Source organism: Bacillus sp. BC05(2025), assembly GCF_056725905.1.
The window spans coordinates 739,860-764,485 of sequence record NZ_JBWYRA010000002.1 but is presented as its reverse complement, the minus strand read 5'-3'; the positions used below and the strand labels follow the sequence as shown (position 1 = coordinate 764,485).

Annotated in this window: 20 protein-coding genes and 1 pseudogene; 16 read left to right on the top strand and 5 right to left on the bottom strand. The window is 36.7% G+C overall.

Features of this window, described 5'->3' with window-relative positions; all coding sequences use genetic code 11:
• Positions 1-715: 715 nt before the first annotated feature.
• A complete protein-coding gene (ea1, locus tag ACZ76X_RS09830; protein WP_479850339.1) occupies positions 716-3,304 on the top strand; it encodes an S-layer protein EA1 in 2,589 nt (862 codons plus the stop codon).
• Positions 3,305-3,399: 95 nt separating this feature from the next.
• Here the strand turns inward: ea1 and patB1 are convergent, their stop codons facing one another.
• Together patB1 and ACZ76X_RS09820 are read right to left on the bottom strand one after the other, a co-directional pair.
• Complete coding sequence (gene patB1 / locus ACZ76X_RS09825; RefSeq protein ID WP_479850338.1) at positions 3,400-4,590, bottom strand: secondary cell wall polysaccharide O-acetyltransferase PatB1; 1,191 nt, start codon at positions 4,588-4,590, stop codon at positions 3,400-3,402.
• 24 nt (positions 4,591-4,614) lie between these two features.
• A complete protein-coding gene (locus ACZ76X_RS09820) occupies positions 4,615-6,030 on the bottom strand; it encodes an MBOAT family O-acyltransferase (protein WP_479850337.1) in 1,416 nt (471 codons plus the stop codon).
• A gap of 226 nt (positions 6,031-6,256) precedes the next feature.
• Between ACZ76X_RS09820 and ACZ76X_RS09815 the strand changes: the two genes are divergently transcribed.
• Positions 6,257-7,714 carry an MBOAT family O-acyltransferase gene (locus ACZ76X_RS09815; protein ID WP_098667807.1) on the top strand — a complete coding sequence of 486 codons (1,458 nt, stop codon included), beginning with the start codon at positions 6,257-6,259 and terminating at the stop codon, positions 7,712-7,714.
• Between the two features lie 9 nt (positions 7,715-7,723).
• Positions 7,724-8,755: a hypothetical protein gene (locus tag ACZ76X_RS09810; RefSeq protein WP_479850336.1), complete on the top strand. Its 1,032-nt coding sequence runs from the start codon at positions 7,724-7,726 to the stop codon at positions 8,753-8,755.
• 142 nt (positions 8,756-8,897) lie between these two features.
• Here ACZ76X_RS09810 and ACZ76X_RS09805 read toward each other — a convergent pair whose 3' ends face one another.
• Complete coding sequence (locus ACZ76X_RS09805) at positions 8,898-10,292, bottom strand: O-antigen ligase family protein (RefSeq protein ID WP_479850335.1); 1,395 nt, start codon at positions 10,290-10,292, stop codon at positions 8,898-8,900.
• A 327-nt stretch (positions 10,293-10,619) separates the two neighbouring features.
• Here ACZ76X_RS09805 and ACZ76X_RS09800 point away from each other — a divergent pair, with 327 nt between their 5' ends.
• Both ACZ76X_RS09800 and ACZ76X_RS09795 read left to right on the top strand, forming a co-directional pair.
• Positions 10,620-11,408 (top strand): enoyl-CoA hydratase, encoded by a 789-nt coding sequence (locus ACZ76X_RS09800; protein ID WP_479850334.1) that lies wholly within the window; start codon positions 10,620-10,622, stop codon positions 11,406-11,408.
• 311 nt (positions 11,409-11,719) lie between these two features.
• On the top strand, positions 11,720-12,046 hold the full coding sequence (locus ACZ76X_RS09795; RefSeq protein WP_001277353.1) for a nucleoside triphosphate pyrophosphohydrolase: 327 nt from the start codon (positions 11,720-11,722) through the stop codon (positions 12,044-12,046).
• Positions 12,047-12,067: 21 nt separating this feature from the next.
• On the opposite strand, the gene ACZ76X_RS09790 is transcribed toward ACZ76X_RS09795, so the two are convergent.
• Positions 12,068-12,247, bottom strand: coding sequence for a hypothetical protein (locus tag ACZ76X_RS09790; protein ID WP_001027099.1), 180 nt, complete (start codon positions 12,245-12,247; stop codon positions 12,068-12,070).
• Between the two features lie 126 nt (positions 12,248-12,373).
• Here ACZ76X_RS09790 and ACZ76X_RS09785 point away from each other — a divergent pair, with 126 nt between their 5' ends.
• The 3 genes from ACZ76X_RS09785 (at position 12,374) to ACZ76X_RS09775 (ending at position 16,338) form a co-directional block, all read left to right on the top strand.
• Entirely contained in the window at positions 12,374-13,423 is a 1,050-nt protein-coding gene (locus tag ACZ76X_RS09785; protein ID WP_479850333.1) for a M42 family metallopeptidase, read from the top strand.
• Between the two features lie 240 nt (positions 13,424-13,663).
• Entirely contained in the window at positions 13,664-15,253 is a 1,590-nt protein-coding gene (locus tag ACZ76X_RS09780; protein WP_479850332.1) for an N-acetylmuramoyl-L-alanine amidase, read from the top strand.
• Positions 15,254-15,384: 131 nt separating this feature from the next.
• Positions 15,385-16,338: a TRM11 family SAM-dependent methyltransferase gene (locus ACZ76X_RS09775; protein WP_479850331.1), complete on the top strand. Its 954-nt coding sequence runs from the start codon at positions 15,385-15,387 to the stop codon at positions 16,336-16,338.
• A gap of 204 nt (positions 16,339-16,542) precedes the next feature.
• On the opposite strand, the pseudogene ACZ76X_RS09770 reads toward ACZ76X_RS09775, so the two are convergent.
• A pseudogene (locus tag ACZ76X_RS09770) lies at positions 16,543-16,743 on the bottom strand (YflJ family protein); the annotation flags it as partial.
• Positions 16,744-17,061: 318 nt separating this feature from the next.
• On the opposite strand from ACZ76X_RS09770, the gene ACZ76X_RS09765 reads away from it, so the two are divergent.
• The 8 genes from ACZ76X_RS09765 to ACZ76X_RS09730 all read left to right on the top strand — a co-directional run bounded on the left by ACZ76X_RS09765 (position 17,062) and on the right by ACZ76X_RS09730 (position 24,579).
• The gene (locus ACZ76X_RS09765; protein WP_479850330.1) at positions 17,062-18,486 is read left to right on the top strand and encodes an amino acid permease; all 1,425 of its coding nucleotides are present in this window, start codon (positions 17,062-17,064) and stop codon (positions 18,484-18,486) included.
• Between the two features lie 17 nt (positions 18,487-18,503).
• A complete protein-coding gene (gabT, locus tag ACZ76X_RS09760) occupies positions 18,504-19,832 on the top strand; it encodes a 4-aminobutyrate--2-oxoglutarate transaminase (protein ID WP_479850329.1) in 1,329 nt (442 codons plus the stop codon).
• A gap of 19 nt (positions 19,833-19,851) precedes the next feature.
• On the top strand, positions 19,852-21,294 hold the full coding sequence (locus tag ACZ76X_RS09755) for an aldehyde dehydrogenase family protein (protein ID WP_479850328.1): 1,443 nt from the start codon (positions 19,852-19,854) through the stop codon (positions 21,292-21,294).
• 31 nt (positions 21,295-21,325) lie between these two features.
• Positions 21,326-21,679: a DUF3870 domain-containing protein gene (locus tag ACZ76X_RS09750; RefSeq protein ID WP_002170612.1), complete on the top strand. Its 354-nt coding sequence runs from the start codon at positions 21,326-21,328 to the stop codon at positions 21,677-21,679.
• Between the two features lie 92 nt (positions 21,680-21,771).
• Complete coding sequence (locus ACZ76X_RS09745) at positions 21,772-21,900, top strand: hypothetical protein (RefSeq protein ID WP_479850327.1); 129 nt, start codon at positions 21,772-21,774, stop codon at positions 21,898-21,900.
• Positions 21,901-22,210: 310 nt separating this feature from the next.
• Complete coding sequence (gene glaH / locus ACZ76X_RS09740) at positions 22,211-23,149, top strand: glutarate dioxygenase GlaH (RefSeq protein ID WP_479850326.1); 939 nt, start codon at positions 22,211-22,213, stop codon at positions 23,147-23,149.
• 58 nt (positions 23,150-23,207) lie between these two features.
• Positions 23,208-24,410 (top strand): L-2-hydroxyglutarate oxidase, encoded by a 1,203-nt coding sequence (gene lhgO, locus ACZ76X_RS09735; RefSeq protein WP_479850325.1) that lies wholly within the window; start codon positions 23,208-23,210, stop codon positions 24,408-24,410.
• Positions 24,411-24,441: 31 nt separating this feature from the next.
• Positions 24,442-24,579 (top strand): hypothetical protein, encoded by a 138-nt coding sequence (locus ACZ76X_RS09730; RefSeq protein ID WP_479850324.1) that lies wholly within the window; start codon positions 24,442-24,444, stop codon positions 24,577-24,579.
• Positions 24,580-24,626: the final 47 nt, after the last annotated feature.

Sequence of the window (24,626 nt, the reverse complement as noted above, 5' to 3'; positions counted from 1 at the left end):
AGTCATTTGATACATGAAATGATCAATAAAAGCCTATGAGAAAATAGACAAAAGTCTATGAGTATCATAGGCTTTTTATTTTGCACTTATTTCATATACACTTGAGATTGAAGGGAATGGTTTTATTGAGAAATAAATAGAAAACGCTTTCGGAAATAGAAGAATACCTCATTAATATGTAAATTATTTGTAAATTAACACCTTTTTCTGTTAAAAAATCATTCGAAAAGAAGAATATAATGTCGAAATATAATAATTTTAGTCGAATATAGTCTGAAAATTGTATTTATTGTAAAAAATATTTAGGTGATGAAGTGGAAATATGTGCTATAATTCCAATTGTGTATTCGATATGAAAAATATACGAGGGATAGTGAGAGTGGTTTATAGGAAAACAGTTTGTTCATTTCTATATTTAGGTATTATTAATATAATAATAATACAATAAAAAGACCGAATTATCAGAATGTGTCGAATTTTCTTTTGATAAAGTTCTTGATAACGAATAGTTTTGTATAGTATGATGAACTTGTTTCAGAAAATGGTATTTAAACCTTATATTTACATCTAACGGTTTGTATCATTTTATTATGTGAACTACTTTTCATTATAGTATTTTTGCTTTTCTTGTTTTATGGCTTTTCTAACTAGCTAGTTTTCAAATTTAATATGATGTGAAACTAGTAGCATATTCCTGAAGGAGGAAATTTATAAAATGGCAAAGACTAACTCTTACAAAAAAGTAATCGCAGGTACAATGACAGCAGCAATGGTAGCAGGTGTTGTTTCTCCAGTAGCAGCAGCAGGTAAAACATTCCCAGACGTTCCAGCTGGACATTGGGCAGAAGGTTCTATTAACTACTTAGTAGATAAAGGTGCAATTACAGGTAAGCCAGACGGTACATATGGTCCAACCGAATCAATCGATCGTGCTTCTGCGGCTGTAATCTTCACTAAAATTTTAAATTTACCAGTTGATGAAAATGCTCAACCTTCTTTCAAAGATGCTAAAAATACATGGGCTGCTAAATATATCGCAGCAGTAGAAAAAGCTGGTATCGTTAAAGGTGACGGCAAAGAAAACTTCTATCCGAATGGAAAGATTGACCGTGCTTCTTTCGCTTCTATGTTAGTAAGTGCTTATAACTTAAAAGATAAAGTTAACGGCGAATTAGTTACGACATTTGAAGATTTATTAGATCATTGGGGTGAAGAAAAAGCAAACATCCTAATTAACCTTGGAATTTCTGTAGGTACTGGTGATAAATGGGAGCCGAATAAATCTGTATCTCGTGCAGAAGCAGCTCAATTTATTGCATTAACAGATAAAAAATATGGCAAAAAAGATAATCAACAAGCATATGTAACTGATGTGAAAGTTTCTGAACCAGCGAAATTAACATTAACAGGTACTGGCTTAGACAAACTTTCTGCTGATGATGTAACTCTTGAAGGAGACAAAGCAGTTGCGATTGAAGCAAGTGCTGATGGTACTTCTGCAGTTGTAACACTTGGTGGTAAAGTAGCTCCAAATAAAGACCTTACTGTAAAAGTGAAAAACCAATCATTCGTAACGAAATTCGTATACGAAGTGAAAAAATTAGCAGTAGAAAAACTTACATTTGATGATGATCGTGCTGGTCAAACAGTTGCTTTCAAATTAAACGATGAAAAAGGTTATGCTGATGTTGAGTACTTAAACTTAGCAAACCATGATGTCAAATTTGTAGCAAATAACTTAGATGGTTCACCAGCAAACATCTTTGAAGGTGGAGAAGCTACTTCTACTACAGGTAAATTAGCTGTTGGTATTAAGCAAGGTGAGTACAAAGTAGAAGTACAAGTTACAAAACGCGGTGGTTTAACAGTTTCTAACACTGGTATCATTACAGTGAAAAACCTTGATACACCAGCTTCTGCAATTAAAAATGTTGTATTTGCGGTAGATGCTGATAATGATGGTGTTGTAAACTATGGTAGCAAGCTTGCTGGTAAAGACTTTGCTTTAAATAGCCAAAACTTAGTTGTTGGTGAAAAAGCATCTCTTAATAAATTAGTTGCTACAATTGCTGGAGAAGATAAAGTAGTTGATCCAGGATCAATTAGCATCAAATCTTCAAACCACGGTATTATCTCTGTAGTAAACAACTACATTACTGCTGAGGCTGCTGGTGAAGCTACACTTACTATTAAAGTAGGTGATGTAACGAAAGATGTTAAATTTAAAGTAACGACTGATTCTCGTAAATTAGTATCAGTAAAAGCTAACCCAGACAAATTACAAGTTGTTCAAAATAAAGCATTACCTGTTACATTCGTAACAACTGACCAATATGGCGATCCATTTGGTGCTAACTCAGCTGCAATTAAAGAAGTTCTTCCAAAAACAGGTGTAGTTGCAGAAGGTGGATTAGATGTAGTAACAACGGATGCTGGCTCAATCGGTACAAAAACTGTATCGGTTACAGGTAACGAAGTAGGCGAAGGTACAGTTCACTTCCAAAACGGTAACGGTGCTACTTTAGGCTCATTATATGTGAATGTAACAGAAGGTAACGTTGCATTTAAAAACTTTGAACTTGTATCTAAAGTAGGTCAATACGGCCAATCACCTGATACAAAACTTGATCTAAATGTTTCTAACAAAGTTGAGTATCAATTATCTAAGTACACTTCAGATCGCGTGTACTCTGATCCTGAAAACTTAGAAGGTTATGTAGTTGAGTCTAAAAATCCAGCTGTAGCTGAAGCTAAGATTGTTGGAAATAAAGTTGTTGTAACAGGTAAAGCACCAGGTAAAGTTGATATCCACTTAACGAAAAATGGTGCAACTGCTGGTAAAGCGACAATCGAAATCGTTCAAGAGACAATCGCTATTAAATCTGTAAACTTCAAACCAGTTCAAACAGAAAACTTCGTTGAGAAGAAAATCAACATCGGTACTGTGTTAGAACTTGAGAAGAGTAACCTTGATGATATCGTAAAAGGTATTAACTTAACGAAAGAAACACAACATAAAGTACGTGTTGTAAAATCTGGTGACGAGCAAGGTAAACTTTACTTAGATAGAAACGGCGATGCTGTATTTAACGCTGGCGATGTAAAACTTGGAGATGTAACAGTATCTCAAACAAGTGATTCTGCACTTCCAAACTTTAAGGCAGACCTTTACGATACTTTAACTACTAAGTACACTGACAAAGGTACATTAGTATTCAAAGTATTAAAAGATAAAAATGTTATTACAAGCGAAATCGGTTCACAAGCTGTACACGTGAACGTTCTTAACAACCCAAATCTATAAGTCGATTATAGATAGAATGAAAAGTCAGTGGGGATGAATCCCCACTGACTTTTTAATAGAAAGAAGCCTCTTGTGCGTGTACAAGAGGCTTCTTTCTATTTCTTAAACTTAAACATATCCCCGCTCAAATTCGAATCACTATACACAAACAATACCATGTTAATGTTGTTGTCTTTCATGTATTGATATACATCTTTTTCGTGATAGTGGCGCAGGTCGAGGATGGATGTATGCTTAAAGTTTTGTGCTAAGTGTGGCACGATTGCATTTGCGAATGAGTCTTTTAGGACTAAGGCGCGTACTTCATTTGGTGCGTTGTTATTTTCGATAACGATTTCTGGATAGTCGTTCGTGTAATAACCTGCGTATGATGTTGTATCTTTTTGTTTTTCTATGCCGTATAGTTCATCTAAATTTTGATGAACATTACCTTGCACATCTTTTGCCATCACACTTGTGAAGTTGAAACCGTCTTTCGGTGTGTAGTAGCACAATTTTTCACCATTTGCATCTATGAGTTGGTATAGTTGGTTGTTGAAGCTTCCAACTAAATGTTTGTTTTGCGCACATGTACGAATATAATCTTCTTTTTTTATTTCTTTTCCTTTATATATAGAAGATTGTTGCCCAATTGTGTTCATTATATATTGGTAGCCTAAGAAGGCACCGTCCATATTCCAATGATGATCTGTTTTGAAATACATGTCCTGTATTTCTGCGTTCGTATAGTTCTTTTTAAAGTGTTCCATAAGTTTTATTGGCTTTACGTCAGCTGGTAGTTTCTTTAGAAAGTAATTTAAATTGTCCTGTGCATATGTGTGAATATGAGAAGGTAATTTAAATGATAATGCATTCGTTTTTGACGGTGGTAAAGCAAAGTAAAACTCAACGTTTTGTTCTTTTGAAAACTGAGATAAATCGTTTATAGCAGGCATGGATTGGTCAATTTCATTATATTTTTTTGTCCACGCCGGATTTTTCAGGAGCCATTTATCATCAGTTAAAATAATGTCGTTAATGAGAGATTTTCCCATATTAATTTGAGCAATCGTATAGTTTTTAATAAGCTCATCTCGTCCAATTAGTTGATCATTTGTGTATGTTTCAAAATCTTTAAAGAAGCTACCAGTTAGGAGCGCTTCTTTCGTAACTGCTGGTTTTTGAGCGAGCGGCCGATTTTCAACTGGTGAAATGTCTCGGTCTGTTTTGAGTAACGATAATATGCCAAATGAAAAGATAATGGTGAGAAAACCGATAAACAGGATGAGATTCCCCAATTTTTTCATAATAACTTTTCCTTCCTACATCAGTTAAAACCTGAAATAAATAAATGGATTATATGTTGAGTTAATCAAGTACATAACCGAAATCATAAATAATGTTAGTAATAATATAGGACGTACAAATTGCATCGTGAACATATACGCTTTAGGCGCAAGTTCTAGTATGTTTTTCATTCGTTTTAAAATTGGTGTCGCTGCGATAAAGGCAATGAGAAATACGATAATGTATTCATGTACGTATAACATTGTATTGTCATCCATGAAAGATTGCCCATCTATGCCGAACATCGCTTTTAAATATTGGAACGAGTATGCAAAGTTGTCAGCTCGGAAGAAGACCCAACCAATCATAACGATTAATAATACGTATGCATGCTGCAACGGTTTCCATAGTTTGTTTAATATTTTTTCAAATCCAGCTTTTTCAATTGAAATAATAAAGCCGTAATACAAGCCCCAGGCGATAAAGGTCCAGCTCGCCCCGTGCCATAAACCAGTTAATCCCCATACGATGAAGAGGTTACGATAATTCGCTAGTTTAGAAACGCGGTTTCCGCCGAGCGGGATATATATGTAATCGCGGAACCAAGAGCCAAGTGTAATATGCCATCTTCTCCAAAACTCTGAAATAGATTTAGAGATGTATGGGTAGTTGAAGTTTTTCGGGAAATCGAATCCGAACATTTTTCCAAGTCCGATTGCCATATCAGAGTATCCTGAGAAATCGAAATAAATTTGCAGGGTATAGGCGATAATACCGATCCATGCCGTTCCAACACTTATTTCAGATGGTGGTAAGGCAAATATTTTATCGGCGACAAATCCGACTTGATTGGCGATTAATATTTTTTTTGCTAATCCGAGAACGAAAATTTGAATACCTTCTGTGAATCGTTCAAAAGAATGGATGCGCGTTTTAATTTGTTCAGCGACGATATTGTAACGAACAATTGGTCCAGCAATAAGCTGAGGGAAAATAGATATATATAGCGCTAAGTTAAGAGGATTTTTTTGAACATCCCCATCTTTACGGTATATATCGATGACATAGGACATCGCTTGGAATGTATAAAATGAAATTCCAATTGGTAGTGGAATAGGTTCCACATGAATAGATAAATGCAAGACGTTGTTTAAAATGTCTGTGAAAAAGGAAATATACTTAAAATAAGAAAGTAATAAAATATTTCCGACCACAGCCATAATTAAAAATGTGACTTTCATATTTTTTCGTTTATCATAATGATGCACGAGTAGGCCGAAGCAGTAGTTTAATACGATGGAAAAGAGCATTAAGAGAACGAAACGTGGTTCGCCCCATGCATAGAAAATTAAACTAAATGCAAGTAATACGAAATTACGTAGCTCGGCACGCACTATAAAATAGAGAAATAATACGAGAGGTAAAAAGATAAATAAGAAAATCGAACTACTAAATACCAAAGGACTCTCCTCACTTTTTTGAAATACATTTCGTACAAAAAAACCGACATATCTATTATATAGTCTTTTTTATAATAGTGCTTTTAATATTTTAGCATGTTAATAATTCGATTAAAATAATTATTCTATATAATAGAAGGAAAGCGGTATGGAATCCTTTTGACACCCACTATCTGGATAAGATAAGATGAATAAGGTGTGATTTGTTTAGAAGGGAAGAGATGGTGTGTTATTTAACTCGTTTGAGTTTATTTTTTTATTTTTACCGATAGCATTTCTTTTATATTTTCTATTAAATAAATTGGGACAAACTACTTTAGCGAAAGCTTGGCTTGTGGCAGCATCTTTATTTTTCTATAGTTATTGGAACATAAAATATTTGCCGCTTATGTTAATATCGCTCATTGTGAACTACTTTATCGGAATGAGGCTTGTAAAGCATAAGAGTAAACTCCTTTTAACAGTAGGCTTAATATTTAATATAGGAATGCTTAGTTATTTCAAGTATTATGATTTCTTTTTGCAAAATGTGAATTCGTTATTTGGAACTCATTTTACATTATTATCATTAACGTTACCGCTTGCAATTAGTTTCTATACATTCCAAAAGATTGCTTTTTTAGTAGATACATATCGCGGGGAAACGGAGGCATGTCATTTTCTTGATTACGCTCTGTTTGTAACATTTTTCCCGCAACTTATTGCAGGTCCGATTGTGCACCATGCGCAAATTATGCCGCAGTTTGCTGATCGTAGTAAGAAGCGTTGGCAATCAAATTATATCATTCTCGGCATTTTTGTATTTGCCATCGGTATTTTCAAGAAAGTAGGGATTGCAGACGTTTTATCTCCTGTCGTACGGGAAGGGTTTGATGTACAGCAGTCACTAACCTTTGTTGAAGCGTGGCTTTCATCATTAGCGTTTACATTCCAGTTATACTTTGATTTCAGCGGATATAGCGATATGGCAATTGGGATTGCGTTAATGTTTAATATTAAATTGCCTCAAAACTTCAATTCTCCTTATAAAGCGGTGAGTATACAAGACTTTTGGCATCGTTGGCATATGACATTAAGCCAGTTTTTAACGAAATATGTGTATATTTCTCTTGGCGGAAATCGAAAAGGCATTACGCGTACATACGTCAATATTATGATTGTCTTCTTAATAAGTGGACTTTGGCACGGTGCTGGCTGGACATTTATTTTCTGGGGATTTCTGCACGGATTAGCTTCTGTCGTTCATCGTTTGTGGAATAAAGCAGGAGGGCGCATGCCGGCCTGGGCAGGATGGCTCGTGACGTTTTTCTTCATTAATATAACATGGGTATTCTTTAGAGCAACATCGATGCATGATGCGGTGAAGGTGTTAAAAGGAATGTTTGGATTTAATGGATTCGAACTAGCAAATAGCGTGTTCCCGGTATTTATTATTGAAAAACTACAATTTTTAAAAGAGTACGGTGTTTCATTCACTGAAGCATACCATGTTTCATTATTAAATACGGAAATAGTAGCATATATTTTCGGAGCATTATGTATTAGCTTCTTCTTAAAAAATTCAATTCAGTTAAAAGACTCATTCCGCCCGACAGTATGGACGGCGTTATTTACTGCAATATTACTTGTGTATAGTGTGCTACATTTAACGAGTATTAGTGAGTTTTTATACTTTAATTTCTAGGTGGAGAATATGAAAAACAAACAGTGGCTTATTTTCGTTTTTGTATGTGTTTTTGTCCCACTTGCAGGTGTTGGAATATTTAACGGCTATGCAGATTCACTTTGGTTATTCTCGCATAAAAATAAGTGGAATGATGTTCAGTTTGGATTTAATGAGAGACAACAAAAAACGAATTATATAACATATCGTCCGTTTACTTATGATGGCGTTATACTTGGAAGTAGTAGAACAACGTTTATCAATGAAAATGATTTTACCGGATTAAACGCATTTAATTATGCGGTAAGTAGTACAGATCCGCGTGAGTACGATGCGTACATTGAATATGCAAAAGAGCGAAAAGGTAGTGAATTATCTTCTATTGTGATTGGTTTAGATTTCCTTGGAACGAACAAAAATAGAGAAATCGGTTTTGAAAAGCCAGAAGTATATATTAATGAGGCGCAAAGCTTACTATATCCAATTAAATCGTATGTGAGTATGGATGGGATTACATATTCCCGAAATACAATTCAAAACTCCATTCATCACAATAAGACTATTGATGTATATAATCGCGATAACATAAAATCGATGCGTGAGTATACGAAAGAAGAGCGTGACACACAAATTGCCGCGCAAGTAGATAAATTTAGTAGAGAGATTTATGGCGGGAATTATGAGTATCAAAATATGAAGGAAATATTAGGTACTGTAAAATCCCATAATCCGAATACAAAGTTTTATATTTTTACAACGCCTGTTTCAGAGCCATTGTTCCGTACAATGATTCAATCAGGACGTTGGGAAGATTATAAAAGATGGCTCTATGATGCTGTTGATGTATTTGGAGAAGTACATCATTTCATGTATTTAAATTCAGTAACAAAGAACTTAGATAATTATATGGATGGACATCATTTCAGGCCAGAAATCGGGAAGATGATTGCACATAAAGTTGTAAAGGAAGAAGATAGTAATGTGCCGAAAGATTTCGGTATTGTTATTACGAAGGATAATATTGATGAGGTGTTGGAGCAGATTCGGGCATCGTTTCAATAGAAGGAAATAGTTTTGTTTCAAAGATCGAATCGTAATGTGATTCGATCTTTTTTAGCAGTCCACAAAAAATTTAATTAAGCGAGCAAAACCAATTATGACTGAATAAGAAAGAAGCAGCATCCAAATAGATGCTGCTTCTTTCTTATTCTATTTCTAAATCAACAATTAAGTAGGCAAGTATAACGACGAAGAAAATGCTAACAGATGGCGCTGTTAATACGTGACCGGACATAAAACCAATGCCAAGTGATAGGATGAGTGTACTAGCTAATAGCATATATTTTACGGTTATAATTTTCTTAAAGTTTGTAATCATGCGGATGAATAGTTTAATACCAAAGTATAGAAGCGGTATTAAGTAAATAAGGAAACCGATAATTCCAAAGGCGAAAAATAGGTCATGGAAGTCCATTTCAATTAATTTAATTTTAACTGTGTAGTTACCAGCGTAACCCATTCCAAAAAGTTTTTGTGAGAGCGGTGCTTCTTTATAGTATTGTTTGTATACTTTTAAGAATTTGTCGCGATCACTATAAATTAAACTCTTCACTTCAGAGTCTGTTAGTTCACCTTTTGCGTGTTTTTTAGCATCCTCTGGATTTTCTTTAATTACTTTTCCTTCTTTTCTATCTTGTTCTTCTTGTACTGATTTTTTATATTCGTATATTTGCATGTGGATTCCCATATTTTTTGCGATAGGAGTATGCGGTGTAAGAACAATTAAACCTCCTAGTACAACTGCTGCAACGATGGTGTTTACAAGATATGTGAATCCTTTTTTTTCTTTTTTACGGTTTATCATATATTCAATGAACGAGAAGAAAAGTGCTACGCTTAATGTTAGCACAATTGCACCATATCCAACTTTTGTTCCGACCATAATACTTGCATACATCGCAAGTATTGTTGGAATCCAGTAATATATTTTCGAGAAAGAAGTTGTTTTATAAATCGAATATAAGACAACGATTGGGAACATAATCGCGAAGAGAGCACTTAAATCATTTCCAGCAAAGAACCAACCTCTTGAGCCAATTTTTGAGTGAGGATAGCTTGGGAAATCAGTGCCAGTTTGCATTGCGACAATCATTGTGATGCTTAAAATTAAAGTTGCATATAAGAAATATGTAATGATTTTATGAAACACATATTCTTTATTTTTTAGCTCTTTAAAGACGATAGTATATCCAAACAGTAGCACAATTGGATATATGCTCTTTAAAATAAATTTCACTTCTTCTCCAAATGAAACTGGAGATTTAACCATCATATTATTTACAAGACCGATTGCCAGTGCAATTCCGAGTAAACATAAATAGAGAATGTACTTTTTCGCATCTTGTTGTTTGTGATGAAGAAGTAGGTATCCTAATGCAAGAAGCATAAAGGCGAAACGGACTACAATTCCAACTGTTGCGCTCATGTGTAATATATAGATTGAAAAAGATGTTAATAAATCTAAAATTGGTTGAAACGCAATGAATAGCAATAGGAAATTTGGGAAGTAGTTATCCGTTTGTTTCAACTTATTAACCATATGTTCCTCCAGTTCTTCATTCCTTTATTTCAACACCCAAGAGATGGGCATAAAGCCTTTTTTATATAGTAAGGCGAATGAATTTCAATATTTGTTTTTTGCATCAAACTTAAGGATACACCATTTCATTGCAATGGTAAATAGATGAAAAGCATGGATAAAACGACTTTAATTTCTATATTTTTCAACGAAATTGTATGTTTTATACAAGACTATATACAAATTTCGTGATTATTAGACAGAAAATTGAGAAAAAAGAAGGGTTTTTCACCTCCTTTCTATAATTATATAAGTATAATCTTTGTGTAGAAAAGAGGGGTATATATAATGGAAGTAACAAGTAAAACAGAATCTGTCATTGTGAAATATGAAGGGCACGTTGCAACGGTTATGGTCAATCGCCCAGAGGTGTTAAATGCATTAGATGAGCCAACGTTAAAAGAACTATTACAGAAACTGAAAGAAGTAGCGGAGAGTTCTGCACACATTGTTGTGTTATGCGGGAACGGCCGCGGTTTTTCTGCGGGCGGAGATATTAAATCGATGCTTTCAAGTAATGATGAAAGCAAGTTTGATGGTATTATGAATACTATTTCTGAAGTCGTTGTAACTTTATATACGATGCCGAAGCTTGTTATTAGTGCAATTCATGGACCAACTGCTGGTCTTGGATTAAGCATTGCACTAACAGCTGACTATGTGATGGCGGATATATCATCCATTATTGCGATGAACTTTATTGGAATCGCTTTAATTCCAGATGGTGGCGGCCATTTCTTCCTTCAAAAGCGAGTTGGTGAAAATATGACGAAGCAAATTATTTGGGAAGGAAAGAAATTATCAGCAACAGAAGCACTTGATATCGGTTTAATTGATGAAGTAATCGGCGAAGATTTCCAAACGGCTGTGAAGCAAAAAATTAGTGAATGGTCACAAAAACCGATCAAAGCGATGGTTCAAACGAAGCAAATTTTATGTGAAGTAAATCGTTCTAATTTAGAACAAACGCTGCAACTTGAAAAACGCGGCCAATATGCGATGAGACAAACAGCGGATCATAAAGAGGGCATTGCTGCATTTTTAGAAAAACGTTTGCCGGCATTTAAAGGAAAATAAAGTGAAACTTTAATGAATGGTAGTTTTACTACCGGTTAATTTAGGGTAAAGGGGAGAAAGTGCTAACACATTTTAGTATAATTGTGTTAGCACTTTTTTTAGGAGTAATATATGAAGAAAGTTATTGGTGTGATCGTTATTATTTTACTTACATAGTATGCTTTGCATAGTACACCATATCTTTGCGGTACGGACTGCACTATTCTTTGAAGGGCATCTAATTTTTGCTTTCTCAGATGAAGTAAAGAAAGAGCGGGATGTGAAAAAAGAGTGGTTATTTTACAAGGCAGATAAACATAGGAGGATAAATGATGTCAGCATATAACAAGTTAGTAAGAGATCGTGTTCCAGAGAAGATTTTAATGTCTGGAAAAACATATACAGCACAAAAGTTAACAGGACAAGCATACATACAAGCTTTAGCGAAAATTGGAACGGAAGAAATTCGCGAATTTGCTTCTATGAAGGAGCGTGAACATGCACTTGATTCGCTTGCAGATGCACTGGAAGTAATCATCTCATTAGCGCGTGCAGAAGGCGCAACAATTGAAGATGTAGAGCGTCTTCGTAAGCAAAAAGAAATAGAGCGCGGTGGATTTGAAAGAGGCATTTATTTATTAGATGTTTCAGAAGAATAGATTTGTAGGAAAAGCATAGCGTTACTCATTAACGCTATGCTTTTTTGTTGCAATTAAACTAATAATGAAGAAGATAGCTGTTACTACCCAGCCAATTGTAATAGAAGTAGTAGTATGAACTGCATAAGAAACTTGTAAACAAAGTAATGATGCTAAAAACCAAATGAGTGCAATGTGTACATATTTTTTTGATATATTCATATTGTATAACTCCTTTTGTATACTAAAGTGAATTTTACTACAGTTCAGAAAATTAAGCTATATGAGTAGAGGTTTTCTAGCAAATTTTGTATACTAAATAATAGGAAAAATGAGGAGGAAACGACAATGGCACATCATACGAAAGAAACGATGGAACTGATTAAGGAGCTTGTCTCTATTCCGAGTCCGTCTGGAAATACAGAGAAAATCATTCGTTTTATTGAAAACTATGTAAGTGAGTGGAACGTAGAAACGAAGCGTAATAATAAAGGCGCTCTTATTTTAACAGTAAAAGGGAAAAATGATGCAAAGCACCGTTTATTAACGGCACACGTTGATACGTTAGGTGCGATGGTGAAAGAAATTAAGCCTGACGGTCGTCTAAGTCTTTCTATGATTGGTGGATTTCGCTGGAACTCTGTAGAAGGGGAATATTGCGAGATTGAAACATCAAGCGGTAAGACGTATACAGGAACGATTTTAATGCATCAAACATCTGTGCATGTATATAAAGATGCAGGTGAAGCGAAACGCGACGAGAAAAATATAGAAGTTCGTATTGATGAGCGTGTATTTTCAGCTGATGAAGTACGCGAATTAGGAATAGAAGTAGGAGACTTCGTTTCATTCGACCCACGCGTTCAAATTACAGAGAGTGGATACATAAAATCGCGTCATTTAGATGACAAAGTAAGTGTTGCGATTCTATTAAAATTAATTAAGAGATTACAAGACGAAAACGTAACATTACCATATACAACTCATTTCTTAATTTCTAATAATGAAGAGATTGGATACGGTGGTAACTCTAACATTCCAGAAGAAACGGTTGAATATTTAGCGGTTGATATGGGAGCACTAGGTGATGGACAAGCATCTGATGAATATACAGTATCTATTTGTGCCAAAGATTCTAGCGGTCCGTATCATTATGCACTGCGTAAACATTTAGTAGAGCTTGCGAAAACGAACAATATTGAATATAAAGTAGATATTTATCCGTACTATGGATCGGATGCATCGGCTGCGATTCGCGCTGGATTTGATGTGAAACATGCATTAATTGGAGCGGGTATTGATTCTTCCCATGCATTTGAGCGTACACATGAAAGTTCGATTGCTCATACAGAAGCACTGGTTTATGCATATGTATTATCAGAGATGATTGCGGAATAAGAAAAGAAATAGGCTGCCAGAGGTAGCCTATTTTTTGTTTGCAGAGAAATCGACTTTATTTAACAAAAAGTAAATTAATTGTACTTTATTTTACAATATTAAGAAAGTAGGTTTACTACATAATTCGAGTATTATAAAATAATAGAGGCGCACTAATTTTTTTTGTCTGAATTCAATATAATTTGTATATTAAGATTACGCGTTATTAAATAATGATTGTTGAGAGGAGTATTATTTTTTATGAAGTATCGTGCAGTCGCGGCAGGTATTTTAGCCGCAAGTTTATTATCGTCTCCAGTAAGTAGTTTCGCAGCAGCGAAGAAGTTTTCGGATGTTCCTACATGGGCGCAAGAATCAGTTGATTATTTAGTAGGAAAAAAAGCGCTTGATGGAAAGCCTGATGGAACGTTTTCTCCATCTGAAGCAGTAGATAGAGGATCAGCTGCAAAAATTTTAGCAGTCGTTCTTGGGTTACCAATTGATCCAAAAGCAAAGCCATCTTTTAAAGATGCACAAAACCATTGGGCAGCTCCGTACATTGCTGCAGTGGAAAAAGCAGGTGTAATTAGTGGAGATGGTACTGGTAAATTCAATCCATCAAGCCAAATTAACCGTGCATCTATGGCATCTATGTTAGTACAAGCATATTCATTAGATAAAAAAATTATTGGAGAACTTCCAACACAGTTTAAAGATTTGGAACCTCATTGGGGTAAGAAACAAGCTAATATTTTAGTAGCTTTAGAGATTTCTAAAGGTACGGGAAATGGCTGGGAGCCTGAAGGAACTGTAACTCGTGCAGAAGCAGCTCAGTTTATTGCGATGGCTGATCAAAATAAAACAGATACATCAAAAAGAATGTATATGAACAGAAACTTTATTACATATCATCAACCATCATTATCATCTGGTATTACTGATGTTCAGCATAAGCCACAAATGGTTGTAGTGAAAGAACAAAGAGCAGATGGCTGGTTAAAAATTGTAACAAGTAAAGGTGAGAAGTGGACACCTATACAAGAAAAAACAGAAACGATTAATCAAGGCTTTACTGCGTATGAAACAGCTTCACATAGTTCTAAAGTGCTAGGTACATATAATGCACAAACAGTAACGATTATGGAAGAGAGTGGCAGCTGGATTCGAATCCGCGTAGGCGCTGGTTTCCAGTGGGTTGATAAAAACCAATTAAACCCAGTGAAGCAAGAGAACTTCTTAGAAGGTAAAGCGATTATTATTGATCCAGGTCATGGTGGAATTGACTCAGGTAATGTTGGTTATTACGAGAAAGAAAGCGAAACGGTATTAGATGTATCATTACGATTAAAGAAAATATTTGAGCAAAAGGCACCATTTACTGTTATGTTCACTCGTACAGATAATACACGTCCAGGAGTAAACTCAACAGATTCATTGAAAAAACGAGTAGAGTTTGCACAGGAACATAATGGAGATATTTTTGTAAGTATTCATGCTAATGGCTCTCAATACAAAAATGGACAAGGTACAGAAACATTATATTATCAGTCAGCAAGAGCAAAAGTAACGAATCCGCATGTAGAAGACAGTATGTTATTAGCACAAAAAATTCAAGACCGTCTTGTAGCAGCACTTGGAACAAAAGATCGTGGTATAAAACATCAGGACTTATATGTAACTAGAGAAAATACAATGCCAGCTGTATTAACAGAATTAGCATTTGTAGATAATAAAAGTGATGCAGATAAAATTGCTACACCAAAACAGAGACAAGCTGCAGCGGAAGCGATTTATCAAGGTATTTTAGATTATTACGAAGCGAAGGGTAATAACGTATCTTCTTTCCGTTAATACATCAAAAGAGATTGCCAATGGCAGTCTCTTTTATTTATTAACGTTTCTCTTTATTTCCGGCATGTGATATCATTTAATTTTATATGAAAAAGTATTGTAATTATAACGATATAGAGGATGATAATAGATTGAATAATCATAGTAAAACACCTGCATGTATATATACGTATGCATTTCGCGAGGAGGAGCGTGCTTTATGTTACTTGGAAATGCGCTCGTTCTTTGGAACGGAGTCTCACATTAATATTTTGAAAAGTGATGTCAAAATTGACCCAAGTAGAAGTGCGTTTATAAAAGAGCGCGTTGAGGTTATGTATGAGGGAGACGACTTAGAAAGCATTTTAAAACAAGTAGAACAAATTGATTTGGCGGGGGCGTCATTTAAAGTGATATTCGTTAAAATCAATGACCTCGTTGGAGAGAATAAAATTGAATATGGAGAAAGACGTCTTATTGAACGAGACCTTGGCATGCATATTGAAGGAGAAGCGGATGTTCGTAATCCAGAGCGTGTATTCGGGATTGTTCCTCTTGGAGGACGCTGGTACTTCGGACACTATGTAGAAAGTGAGCCAGTTTGGTATCATCACATAAAAAAACCACATAGTTATTCGACATCTCTTAGCACACGTGTTGCTAGATCAGTTGCAAATATCGCGGTGCCAAATCCAGAGGGAGTACGAGCAATTGATCCGTGCTGCGGTATTGGAACAGTAGTAGTAGAAGCACTTTCTATGGGAATTAACATCGTTGGTAGAGATATAAATCCACTTGTAGTTCTTGGAACGAGAAAAAATATCGCGCATTTCGGATTGGAAGGAACAGTAACAAAAGGTCCAATTGAGGAAATTACTGAGAACTACGACGTTGCCATTATTGATATGCCGTACGACTTATTTACGCATGCAACACCAGAAGACCAGCTCTCTATTCTTTCAAGCGCGCGCCGCATCGCTAAAAAGGTAGTCGTTGTCACGATGGAAACAATGGACGACATGATCCATGAAGCAGGATTCGAAATTACAGATCGCTGTGTTACAAAAAAAGGATCATTTTCTAGACAAATTCTTGTTTGTGAATAAGAAAGGAAGGTCACCCGTTGGGGTGACCTTTTTTTAGTTTGTATTGATGTGTGATTGGTTGGTGGAATGGAGGAGTGATTTGTCGGAATTCGTTGGTAAGTCGATATCCTATGTCGAATCGTCGATATATTTAAAAAATCGTTGATATATTGTGCTGAATCGTTGATATATTCCGAGAATCGCCGATATCGCTACAATAGTATATTACTGTTCTTTTAATTTCTCCTGTTGTGCAATGAGTAAATTGCGTAAGATATGTCCGCGGTAACTTTCTAGTTTTCGCCCTTCGTGGTAACGCACACCTAATTTTTTTAGTTCGGCTACGTACCAGCCTTTTGTTCCGTAGTACATGGGATCACTTCCTTTTTGCTTTTGAACAGTATATGTGGCGGGGGGAGAGAATTTTCTTTTTTATTCATGAAATTTGCAAAAGTGATTATTGAATATTCTGTCTACTTGTATTATGATTAACTTATTATCGGATGACAGTGATTAGCCTCTCTGCAAGCCCGGATATATGTTTTGAAAAGAAAATAGCGGAACTTCTTTCCACTTGAACTTCCTTAGCAGGAGGACGAGCCATAAGGATAGGGGCAGTAAAATTCAATGCGGTTGTATGCGTTGTTTTTCTGGCTCTTTTTATTTTTTATTGAAAGTAGGAGGGGAATTAAAGAAAGCGTTATCAATGGGGTGTGGCGCACGTTCATGCTAATGGAGGGGCTGGTGAATTGTTTGGCTAAAGAGAAAAAGGAGTTACAGAAAGATTTAAAAACACGGCATATAACAATGATTTCAATTGGCGGGGTTATCGGGGGCGGTTTGTTTGTAGGAAGTGGAACGATTATTCAATCGTCAGGACCGGCTGCAATTTTTTCCTACATTATTGGTGCTTTAATGGTCGTGCTCGTGATGCGGATGTTAGGAGAGATGGCAGCGGAAAATCCTGATAGTGGTTCTTTCGCAACGTATGCGAATAAAGCAATTGGACCGTGGGCCGGGTATACGATCGGATGGTTATATTGGTTTAACTGGGTCATTATTATCGCAATTGAAGCGGTGCTTTTAGGCGTAATGATAAATAATTGGTTTCCTTCTGTGCCTGCATGGATCGCGAGTTTAGGGATGGTCCTTTTAATGACGATGACAAATGTGTACTCCGTAAAATTGTACGGTGAGTTTGAATATTGGTTAGCATTTATTAAAGTGGTGGCGATTGTTGCGTTTTTAATTTTAGGCGTTTCGATGTTCTTTGGTTTCGTTCCAGGGGTGGATAGACCGAGTTTTTCTATTATTACAGAACATGGTGGTTTCTTCCCAAATGGAATTGTTCCTGTTTTACTGAGCGTTGTGTTTATTTCATTCTCGTTATCAGGGAGTGAGGTCGCAGCGATTGCAGCCGGAGAATCGGAAAATCCAGAGAAGAATGTTATACGAGCTATTAATAATGTAGTATGGCGTCTTATGCTTTTCTTCGTCGGATCAGTAACGATTTTAGTTATGTTTATTCCGTGGACAGATAAGGAATTATTAAAACTTCCGTATGCAAGTTTATTTAATATGGCAGGAGTACCTGCAGCCGCAGAAATTATGAATGGTGTTGTCTTTTTATCACTACTTTCCGTTATGAACTCAGGTATATATACGAGTTCGCGTATGTTATTTTCACTTGCGAAAAAAGGTGATGCTCCGTCTGCTTTTGCAAAGTTAAATAGTAGAGGGACACCGGTTATCGCAATTTATGCGAGTATCGTATTTGCTTTTATTTGCGCGATGTTGAAATTTATATCTCCTGATAAACTATTTGCATTTTTAGCGAATAGTTCAGGCGGGGTAACGATGCTGATGTATATGTTCGTTGCTGTTTCACATGTCAAGTTAAGGCGAGAAAGGGAACGAGAAGGGGTCGGGAAGCTGAAAGTGAAAATGTGGTTATTCCCTTATCTCACATATGCAACGCTTTTAATGATTATTACGATATTTGTTTCACAAGCATTTATAGCAGATATGCGTATGCAGTTTTACATGACATTACTCGCTACGATCCTAGTAATAATCAGTTACTTTTTAAGAGTTAGAAAGTTAGATAAGCAAAAGTTAAATGATTTTACGATGATAAAAGATTCGGAAATTAGCCTAGAGAAAGAATAAGAAAAGGGGTATAGACCATGTTGAAAGAGAAGAAGGATATTACAACTACAAAATCTAGCATATTACATGAAAGAAGAAAAAATGCGGTGCCAGAAGGGCCTTACAATATTACAGAGTTGTATGTGCAGTCAGCGAAAGGCGCAATTATTACGGATGTAGATGGCAATGAATTAATCGATTTTGCAGGCGGAATTGGTATGCAAAACGTCGGGCATTGTCATCCGAAAGTAGTAAAGGCGATTCAAGATCAAGTGGAGTCTTCAATTCATAGTTGTTTTCACGTAGCACCTTATGAAAGTTACATTACACTCGCGGAAAGGCTGAATGAGTTAACGCCGGGCAATTTTAAGAAAAAAACGATGTTTGCGAATAGCGGTGCGGAAGCAGTAGAAAATGCGGTGAAGATTGCTAGAAAAGCGACAGGAAGAAGTGCGATTGTTTCATTTGAGCGTGCGTATCACGGGCGTACACTGTTAACGATGTCACTGACGAGTAAGGTGAAACCATACAAGCATGGATTTGGTCCGTTTGCATCAGAAGTATACAAATTACCATATCCGTACTATTACCGCGCGGAAGAAGGACTGTCACAAGAAGAAGTAGACGCGCAAATTTTAGCGTATTTCGAACGCTTCATGTTAGAGGAAGTAGCAAGTGATAATATCGCTGCGATTATTTTGGAACCGCTTCAAGGGGAAGGCGGGTTTATCGTTCCGACGAATACGTTCATACAAGGTGTCCGAAATATTTGTGATAAGTATGGAATTATTATGATTGCGGATGAAATTCAAACTGGTTTTGCTCGTACAGGTAGCTTGTTTGCAATGGATCATTTCGGTGTAGCTCCTGATTTAATGACTTTCTCAAAATCAATTGCTGCTGGCATGCCGCTTAGCGCAGTAACAGGAAGAGCAGATTTGATGGATGCACCTGGGCCAGGTCAATTAGGTGGTACTTTCTCAGGAAGTCCGGCTGCTTGCGCGGCTGCATTAGCAGTTTTAGATGTAATCGAAGAAGAGAATTTAGTAAATCGTGCTGTAGAAATTGGCGAGCGTATGATGACAGTGTTTCATAGTTGGAAAGAGAAATACGAAATAGTTGGCGATGTGAGAGGCCTTGGCGCTATGACTGCCATTGAGCTTGTAAAAGATAAAGGGACGAAAGAGCCAGCGTCAGAAGAAGTGAAGGCGATTATGAAAGAAACGCATAGTAAAGGGGTTATTACGATAAGTGCAGGTATTTATAGTAACGTACTTCGCTTCTTACCGCCTCTTGTTATAACGGATGAACAGCTTGAAGAAGGGCTTACTATTTTAGAAGCAGCAATTGCAAAACTATCAAAATAAAAACGGCGGGGGCAGGGGAATGAAGTATTTCAATTATATAAACGGTGAATGGAAAGAACCTTCCACGAATGCATATGTAAAAAACTATAATCCGCATAATGGAGAAGTATTAGGGGAATTTCCGTGTAGTGCAATAGAAGATACGAGAGTCGCAATCGCATCAGCGAAAGAAGCTTTTCATACGTGGCAAAAGTTATCGTTTCAAGAGAGAGCGAGTTATTTATGGAAAGCGGCCGCTATTTTAAAAGAAAAGGTAAATGAAATCGGTCAGGATGTAACGAATGAAGAAGGAAAGACGATTGCAGAAGGAATAGGAGAGACGAAGAGAGCGATTAGCATTCTTGAATATTATGCAGGAGAAGCAAATCAACCAATCGGAGAGATTATCCCGTCTGCGAATGAAAGTACAATGCTTTACAGTAAACGTGTAGCTGTAGGGCCAGTTGGATTAATTACGCCGTGGAACTTTCCAATTGCGATTCCAGCGTGGAAAATGGCGCCGGCACTTATTTACGGAAATACGATTGTTATTAAGCCGGCTGAAGTGACGCCGAAATCGGTGTACCATCTTGTAAATGCGTTTCATGAGGCTGGTATTCCAGCAGGCGTTATCAATTGCGTATTCGGAAAAGGATCTGAAGTGGGAGCAGAATTAACGGGGAATCCAGATATACAAGCGGTTTCTTTTACCGGCTCGAATCACGTTGGAAATATCATTCAAAAAGCAGCCGTTGAAACGCGGAAGAAAGTACAACTAGAAATGGGCGGGAAAAATCCGTTAGTTGTATTAAAAGATGCCGATATTGAAAAGGCAGTAACGATTGCGATAAAAGGTGCGTTTATGTCAACAGGGCAAAAATGTACTGCAACAAGTAGAGTAATAGTCGAAGAGGATATTTATGAAGCGTTCAAGGATCGACTATTGCAGTGTACAGAAGCTCTTACAGTTGGGAACCCGTTAGATCCTGATACATTTATGGGACCATGCGTTTCAAAAGGGCAACAGCAATCTGTTTTATCGATGATTGAAGTAGGAAAGGAAGAGGCTTCTTTACTGTATGGAGGCAGCGTACCGAACGAAACAGAATTACAGAATGGTTGTTACGTGTTACCGACTATTTTTGAAAATGTAGACGTGGATGCACGTATTGCAAAAGAAGAAATTTTTGGACCAGTTATTTGTTTATTTAAAGTAAATAGTTATGAAGAAGCCGTTTCTTTAGCGAATGATACAGAATACGGACTCAGTGCATCGATTTGTACGAATCATTTAAGTTTATCTCAGCGGTTTATTGATGATATGGAAGTTGGAATGGTACACTTGAATTCAGAAACTGCAGGAGCAGAGCCGCAAGTTCCATTTGGCGGAATGAAAAACTCTAGTGCTGGACCGCGTGAACAAGGAAAAGCAGCGAAAGAATTTTATACGAGAATAAAGACAGTATACGTAGATCAAATATAAACATTAAAAACATAGTAACGGGGGATGAAATATGCGTAAAGGGACATTTTTTATGGCAGGACACTCGAGACTTCCGAAAGGGATGGCTGTTCGCAGTATGTATGAAACATTAACAATTACAATTGAGGCAGATCATAAATATCATGTCATTATTGAAGCATCATGTACGCTTGCAACAGAGCACGGTAGAGACTTCGTCGCTCAAATTTTGAGAGGACATAGTTTACGAGATGGTATCGAAGAAATCGTTCAAGATATTACAGATCATTATCAAGGAAAAGCACAAAATGCGATTGTTAGTGCAGTAAAAGATTTGCACCGCCAATATGTAAGTTATTTAAACGATGAACAGCCACAAGGTGAGTACGAGGAAACAACACCATAAAAACTGTCTAGTTTACCAAACCATAAACGAGAGCCAGTTGTATTTCCGTTAACGGGATACGACTGGCTTTTTATATTGAGGAGGAAAAGGATATGAAAAAGTTAAATGAAGTGCAGGTTGTAAAACAAGAGACGAAAAAAAGGGGATGCGCAGAGAGCAAAAGAATTTGTAAAATGTGTAAAGTATGTCGAGAAAATAATAAAAAACAAATTGACAGTTAGAATATTTTGAATTATTATTTAATTAATAAGATCCATTCGAGAAATCAGCCTTCTCTAAATTCGATCTTGCCTACCTGTTTTACACATATTTTCATATGAACTGTCTATTATTATTGTACTTTAAGAGATTAAAGAACACTCGTAATTATGAGCCAGTTGTATGTATCTGCGATTGTTATGTCGTGGATGCGTATGACTGGCTTTTTGCTGTTAGGGCAGTAAGACCGGATCTCAGCATATAGAAGATAAGGATAACTGTCTGTAAAAAGCGTCAATACGTTCTTCATATTTCATGTAGGGAGGAATTGAAATGTCGATTATTACAGAACAAAGTGCGAAAATGAAGTTTGCAAATAAATATGAGGGGTATGAAATTGTTCCTCATTCAGAGCATAAACGTTTATATCATATCGTATTAAATCAGCAGTTGCTTAAGCAATTTTTTGAAGAGGTAAAAGAGCATTCAGAGCAGTCACTCCAATACATTCCGTATTCTCGGTTTAATCTTGCGGATAGCATGAGAAAGATTTTTGGGCAATCATTTATGGATAACATTCGCGGCATTATTCATGACCGTGAAACGGGCGGATTTACAATTGGGGTACAAGGCGAGACGGTAGATCCAGCAGATTACGTGAAATTTGCGACAGCATTAACGCATTTAATTGGGACACCCAACTTTGATGCGATGACAGGAACGTATTATGCTAGATTTAATGTGAAAGATACGGATAGTAGTGATTCCTATCTCCGCCAAGCGTACCGATTATTTACACTTCATACAGACGGAACATTCGTTGATGAACCGACAGATTGGCTTCTTATGATGAAGATTGAAGAGCAAAATGCAGTAGGCGGGGAATCACGTTTACTACATTTAGACGATTGGGAAGAACTTCAGAAATTTAGAGATCATTCGCTCGCATCTGTAAAAATTACGTATAAAGCACCGCCAAGTAAAAACTCGCAAGAAATCGTCTATCGTGAAACATTCTTTGATGTAAATAATGCACCGTGCATTTGCTTTATTGATCAGTTTGCGTATCCAGATAATATTGAACAAGCAAACTATCTGAAAGACTTATCTTATTCTGTTGAAAACTCACCAGCAACACATGCATTAAAATTACCAGTAGGAGATTTAGTTCTTTTAAACAACTTATTTTGGATGCACGGAAGAGCGGCATTCGAAAAAAATAAAGATTTATATAGAGAACTCATGCGTCAGCGTGGTTGTTTTTCTAAATAATATGTACGGCGGGTCTTGCAAAGAGACCTGCCTTTTATACTAGTAAGGGGGAAGTAGGATGTATGACTTTATAATTATTGGCGGAGGAATTGTCGGCCTTTCAACGGGAATGGCTTTAACGAAAAAATTCCCTCATGTGAAAATTGCAATCATTGAAAAAGAAAAGGAACTCGCACATCATCAAACGGGACATAATAGCGGTGTCATTCATTCCGGCATTTACTATAAACCAGGGAGTTATAAAGCGAAGTTCGCAAAAGAAGGAAACGCAGCGATGGTCCAATTTTGTGAAGAACATGATATCGCTTATGACATGTGCGGAAAAGTAATTGTCGCGACAGAAAAAGAAGAACTTCCTCTTTTACATAACTTATATGAGAGAGGCTTACAAAACGATTTACATATCGTAAAAATAGATAAAGAAGAATTAGCAGAAATTGAACCGCATGTAAAAGGACTTGGCGCAATCCGTGTTCCTTCTTGCGGGATTGCTGATTATAAAGGAGTCAGTTATGCATTTGCTCGCCTCATTCAGGAAAGCGGCGGAGAAGTACATGTAGGAACAGCCGCATATCGTATTACCGAGAAAAAAGACACCGTCACAATTGAAACAAGCAAAGGAACATTTAAAACGAAATTTCTTATTAACTGCGCCGGCTTACACAGCGATCGCATTGCGAAAAAGACTGGCATATTAACAGATATGAAAATCGTTCCGTTCCGCGGTGAGTATTATGAACTCGTCCCAGAAAAACGCCATCTCGTAAAACATTTAATCTACCCAGTGCCAAACCCTGAATTCCCGTTTCTAGGTGTTCATTTCACAAGAATGATAAACGGAGATGTACACGCAGGGCCAAACGCAGTATTAAGTTTCAAGCGCGAAGGCTACACGAAAAAAGACTTCAACATAAAAGACTTCATGGAAACAATGACATACACAGGCTTCTGGAAAATGGCGATGCCAAACATGAAAGAAGGCATAAAAGAAATGGTGCGCTCATTCAGTAAACAATCATTCCTAAAAAGTTTACAACGCTTAATACCAGAACTAACAGAACAAGATATCGTCCCAACGCATGCAGGCGTGAGAGCACAAGCCATCTTATCAAACGGCAATATGGTGGATGACTTCTGCATCATTCCAGGCATAAACTCTCTGCACATTTGCAATGCACCATCCCCGGCCGCAACGGCTAGTATAAAGATTGGTGAGGAGATTGCGAAGCGGGTGCCGGATATTGTGGGGGTTAGGGTTTGATGAGTCCCCCGAGGTTTAGGGGGATTTTTTAGTGGGGTTCGGGTGTTTGTGGAAGTCCGGCTGTGGGATTGGTTGGTGGTTATCGGGTGTGGAAGTGCGGGATTTGTCGGTAAGTCGATATGTTGTGTCGAATCGCCGATATATTCGGAGTTGTGATCGATATAATTGAATAATCGTCGATATATTTTCGGGCGAGTGTGGGATTAGTTGGAGACT

Excerpts from the sequence above, each read along its gene's own strand:
- ea1 (WP_479850339.1), top strand. The coding sequence starts at position 716 with ATGGCAAAGACTAACTCTTACAAAAAAGTAATCGCAGGTACAATGACA.
- patB1 (WP_479850338.1), bottom strand. The coding sequence starts at position 4,590 with ATGAAAAAATTGGGGAATCTCATCCTGTTTATCGGTTTTCTCACCATT.
- ACZ76X_RS09810 (WP_479850336.1), top strand. The coding sequence starts at position 7,724 with ATGAAAAACAAACAGTGGCTTATTTTCGTTTTTGTATGTGTTTTTGTC.
- ACZ76X_RS09805 (WP_479850335.1), bottom strand. The coding sequence starts at position 10,292 with ATGGTTAATAAGTTGAAACAAACGGATAACTACTTCCCAAATTTCCTA.
- ACZ76X_RS09800 (WP_479850334.1), top strand. The coding sequence starts at position 10,620 with ATGGAAGTAACAAGTAAAACAGAATCTGTCATTGTGAAATATGAAGGG.
- ACZ76X_RS09795 (WP_001277353.1), top strand. The coding sequence starts at position 11,720 with ATGTCAGCATATAACAAGTTAGTAAGAGATCGTGTTCCAGAGAAGATT.
- ACZ76X_RS09790 (WP_001027099.1), bottom strand. The coding sequence starts at position 12,247 with ATGAATATATCAAAAAAATATGTACACATTGCACTCATTTGGTTTTTA.
- ACZ76X_RS09785 (WP_479850333.1), top strand. The coding sequence starts at position 12,374 with ATGGCACATCATACGAAAGAAACGATGGAACTGATTAAGGAGCTTGTC.
- ACZ76X_RS09780 (WP_479850332.1), top strand. The coding sequence starts at position 13,664 with ATGAAGTATCGTGCAGTCGCGGCAGGTATTTTAGCCGCAAGTTTATTA.
- gabT (WP_479850329.1), top strand. The coding sequence starts at position 18,504 with ATGTTGAAAGAGAAGAAGGATATTACAACTACAAAATCTAGCATATTA.
- ACZ76X_RS09755 (WP_479850328.1), top strand. The coding sequence starts at position 19,852 with ATGAAGTATTTCAATTATATAAACGGTGAATGGAAAGAACCTTCCACG.
- ACZ76X_RS09750 (WP_002170612.1), top strand. The coding sequence starts at position 21,326 with ATGCGTAAAGGGACATTTTTTATGGCAGGACACTCGAGACTTCCGAAA.
- ACZ76X_RS09745 (WP_479850327.1), top strand. The coding sequence starts at position 21,772 with ATGAAAAAGTTAAATGAAGTGCAGGTTGTAAAACAAGAGACGAAAAAA.
- glaH (WP_479850326.1), top strand. The coding sequence starts at position 22,211 with ATGTCGATTATTACAGAACAAAGTGCGAAAATGAAGTTTGCAAATAAA.
- lhgO (WP_479850325.1), top strand. The coding sequence starts at position 23,208 with ATGTATGACTTTATAATTATTGGCGGAGGAATTGTCGGCCTTTCAACG.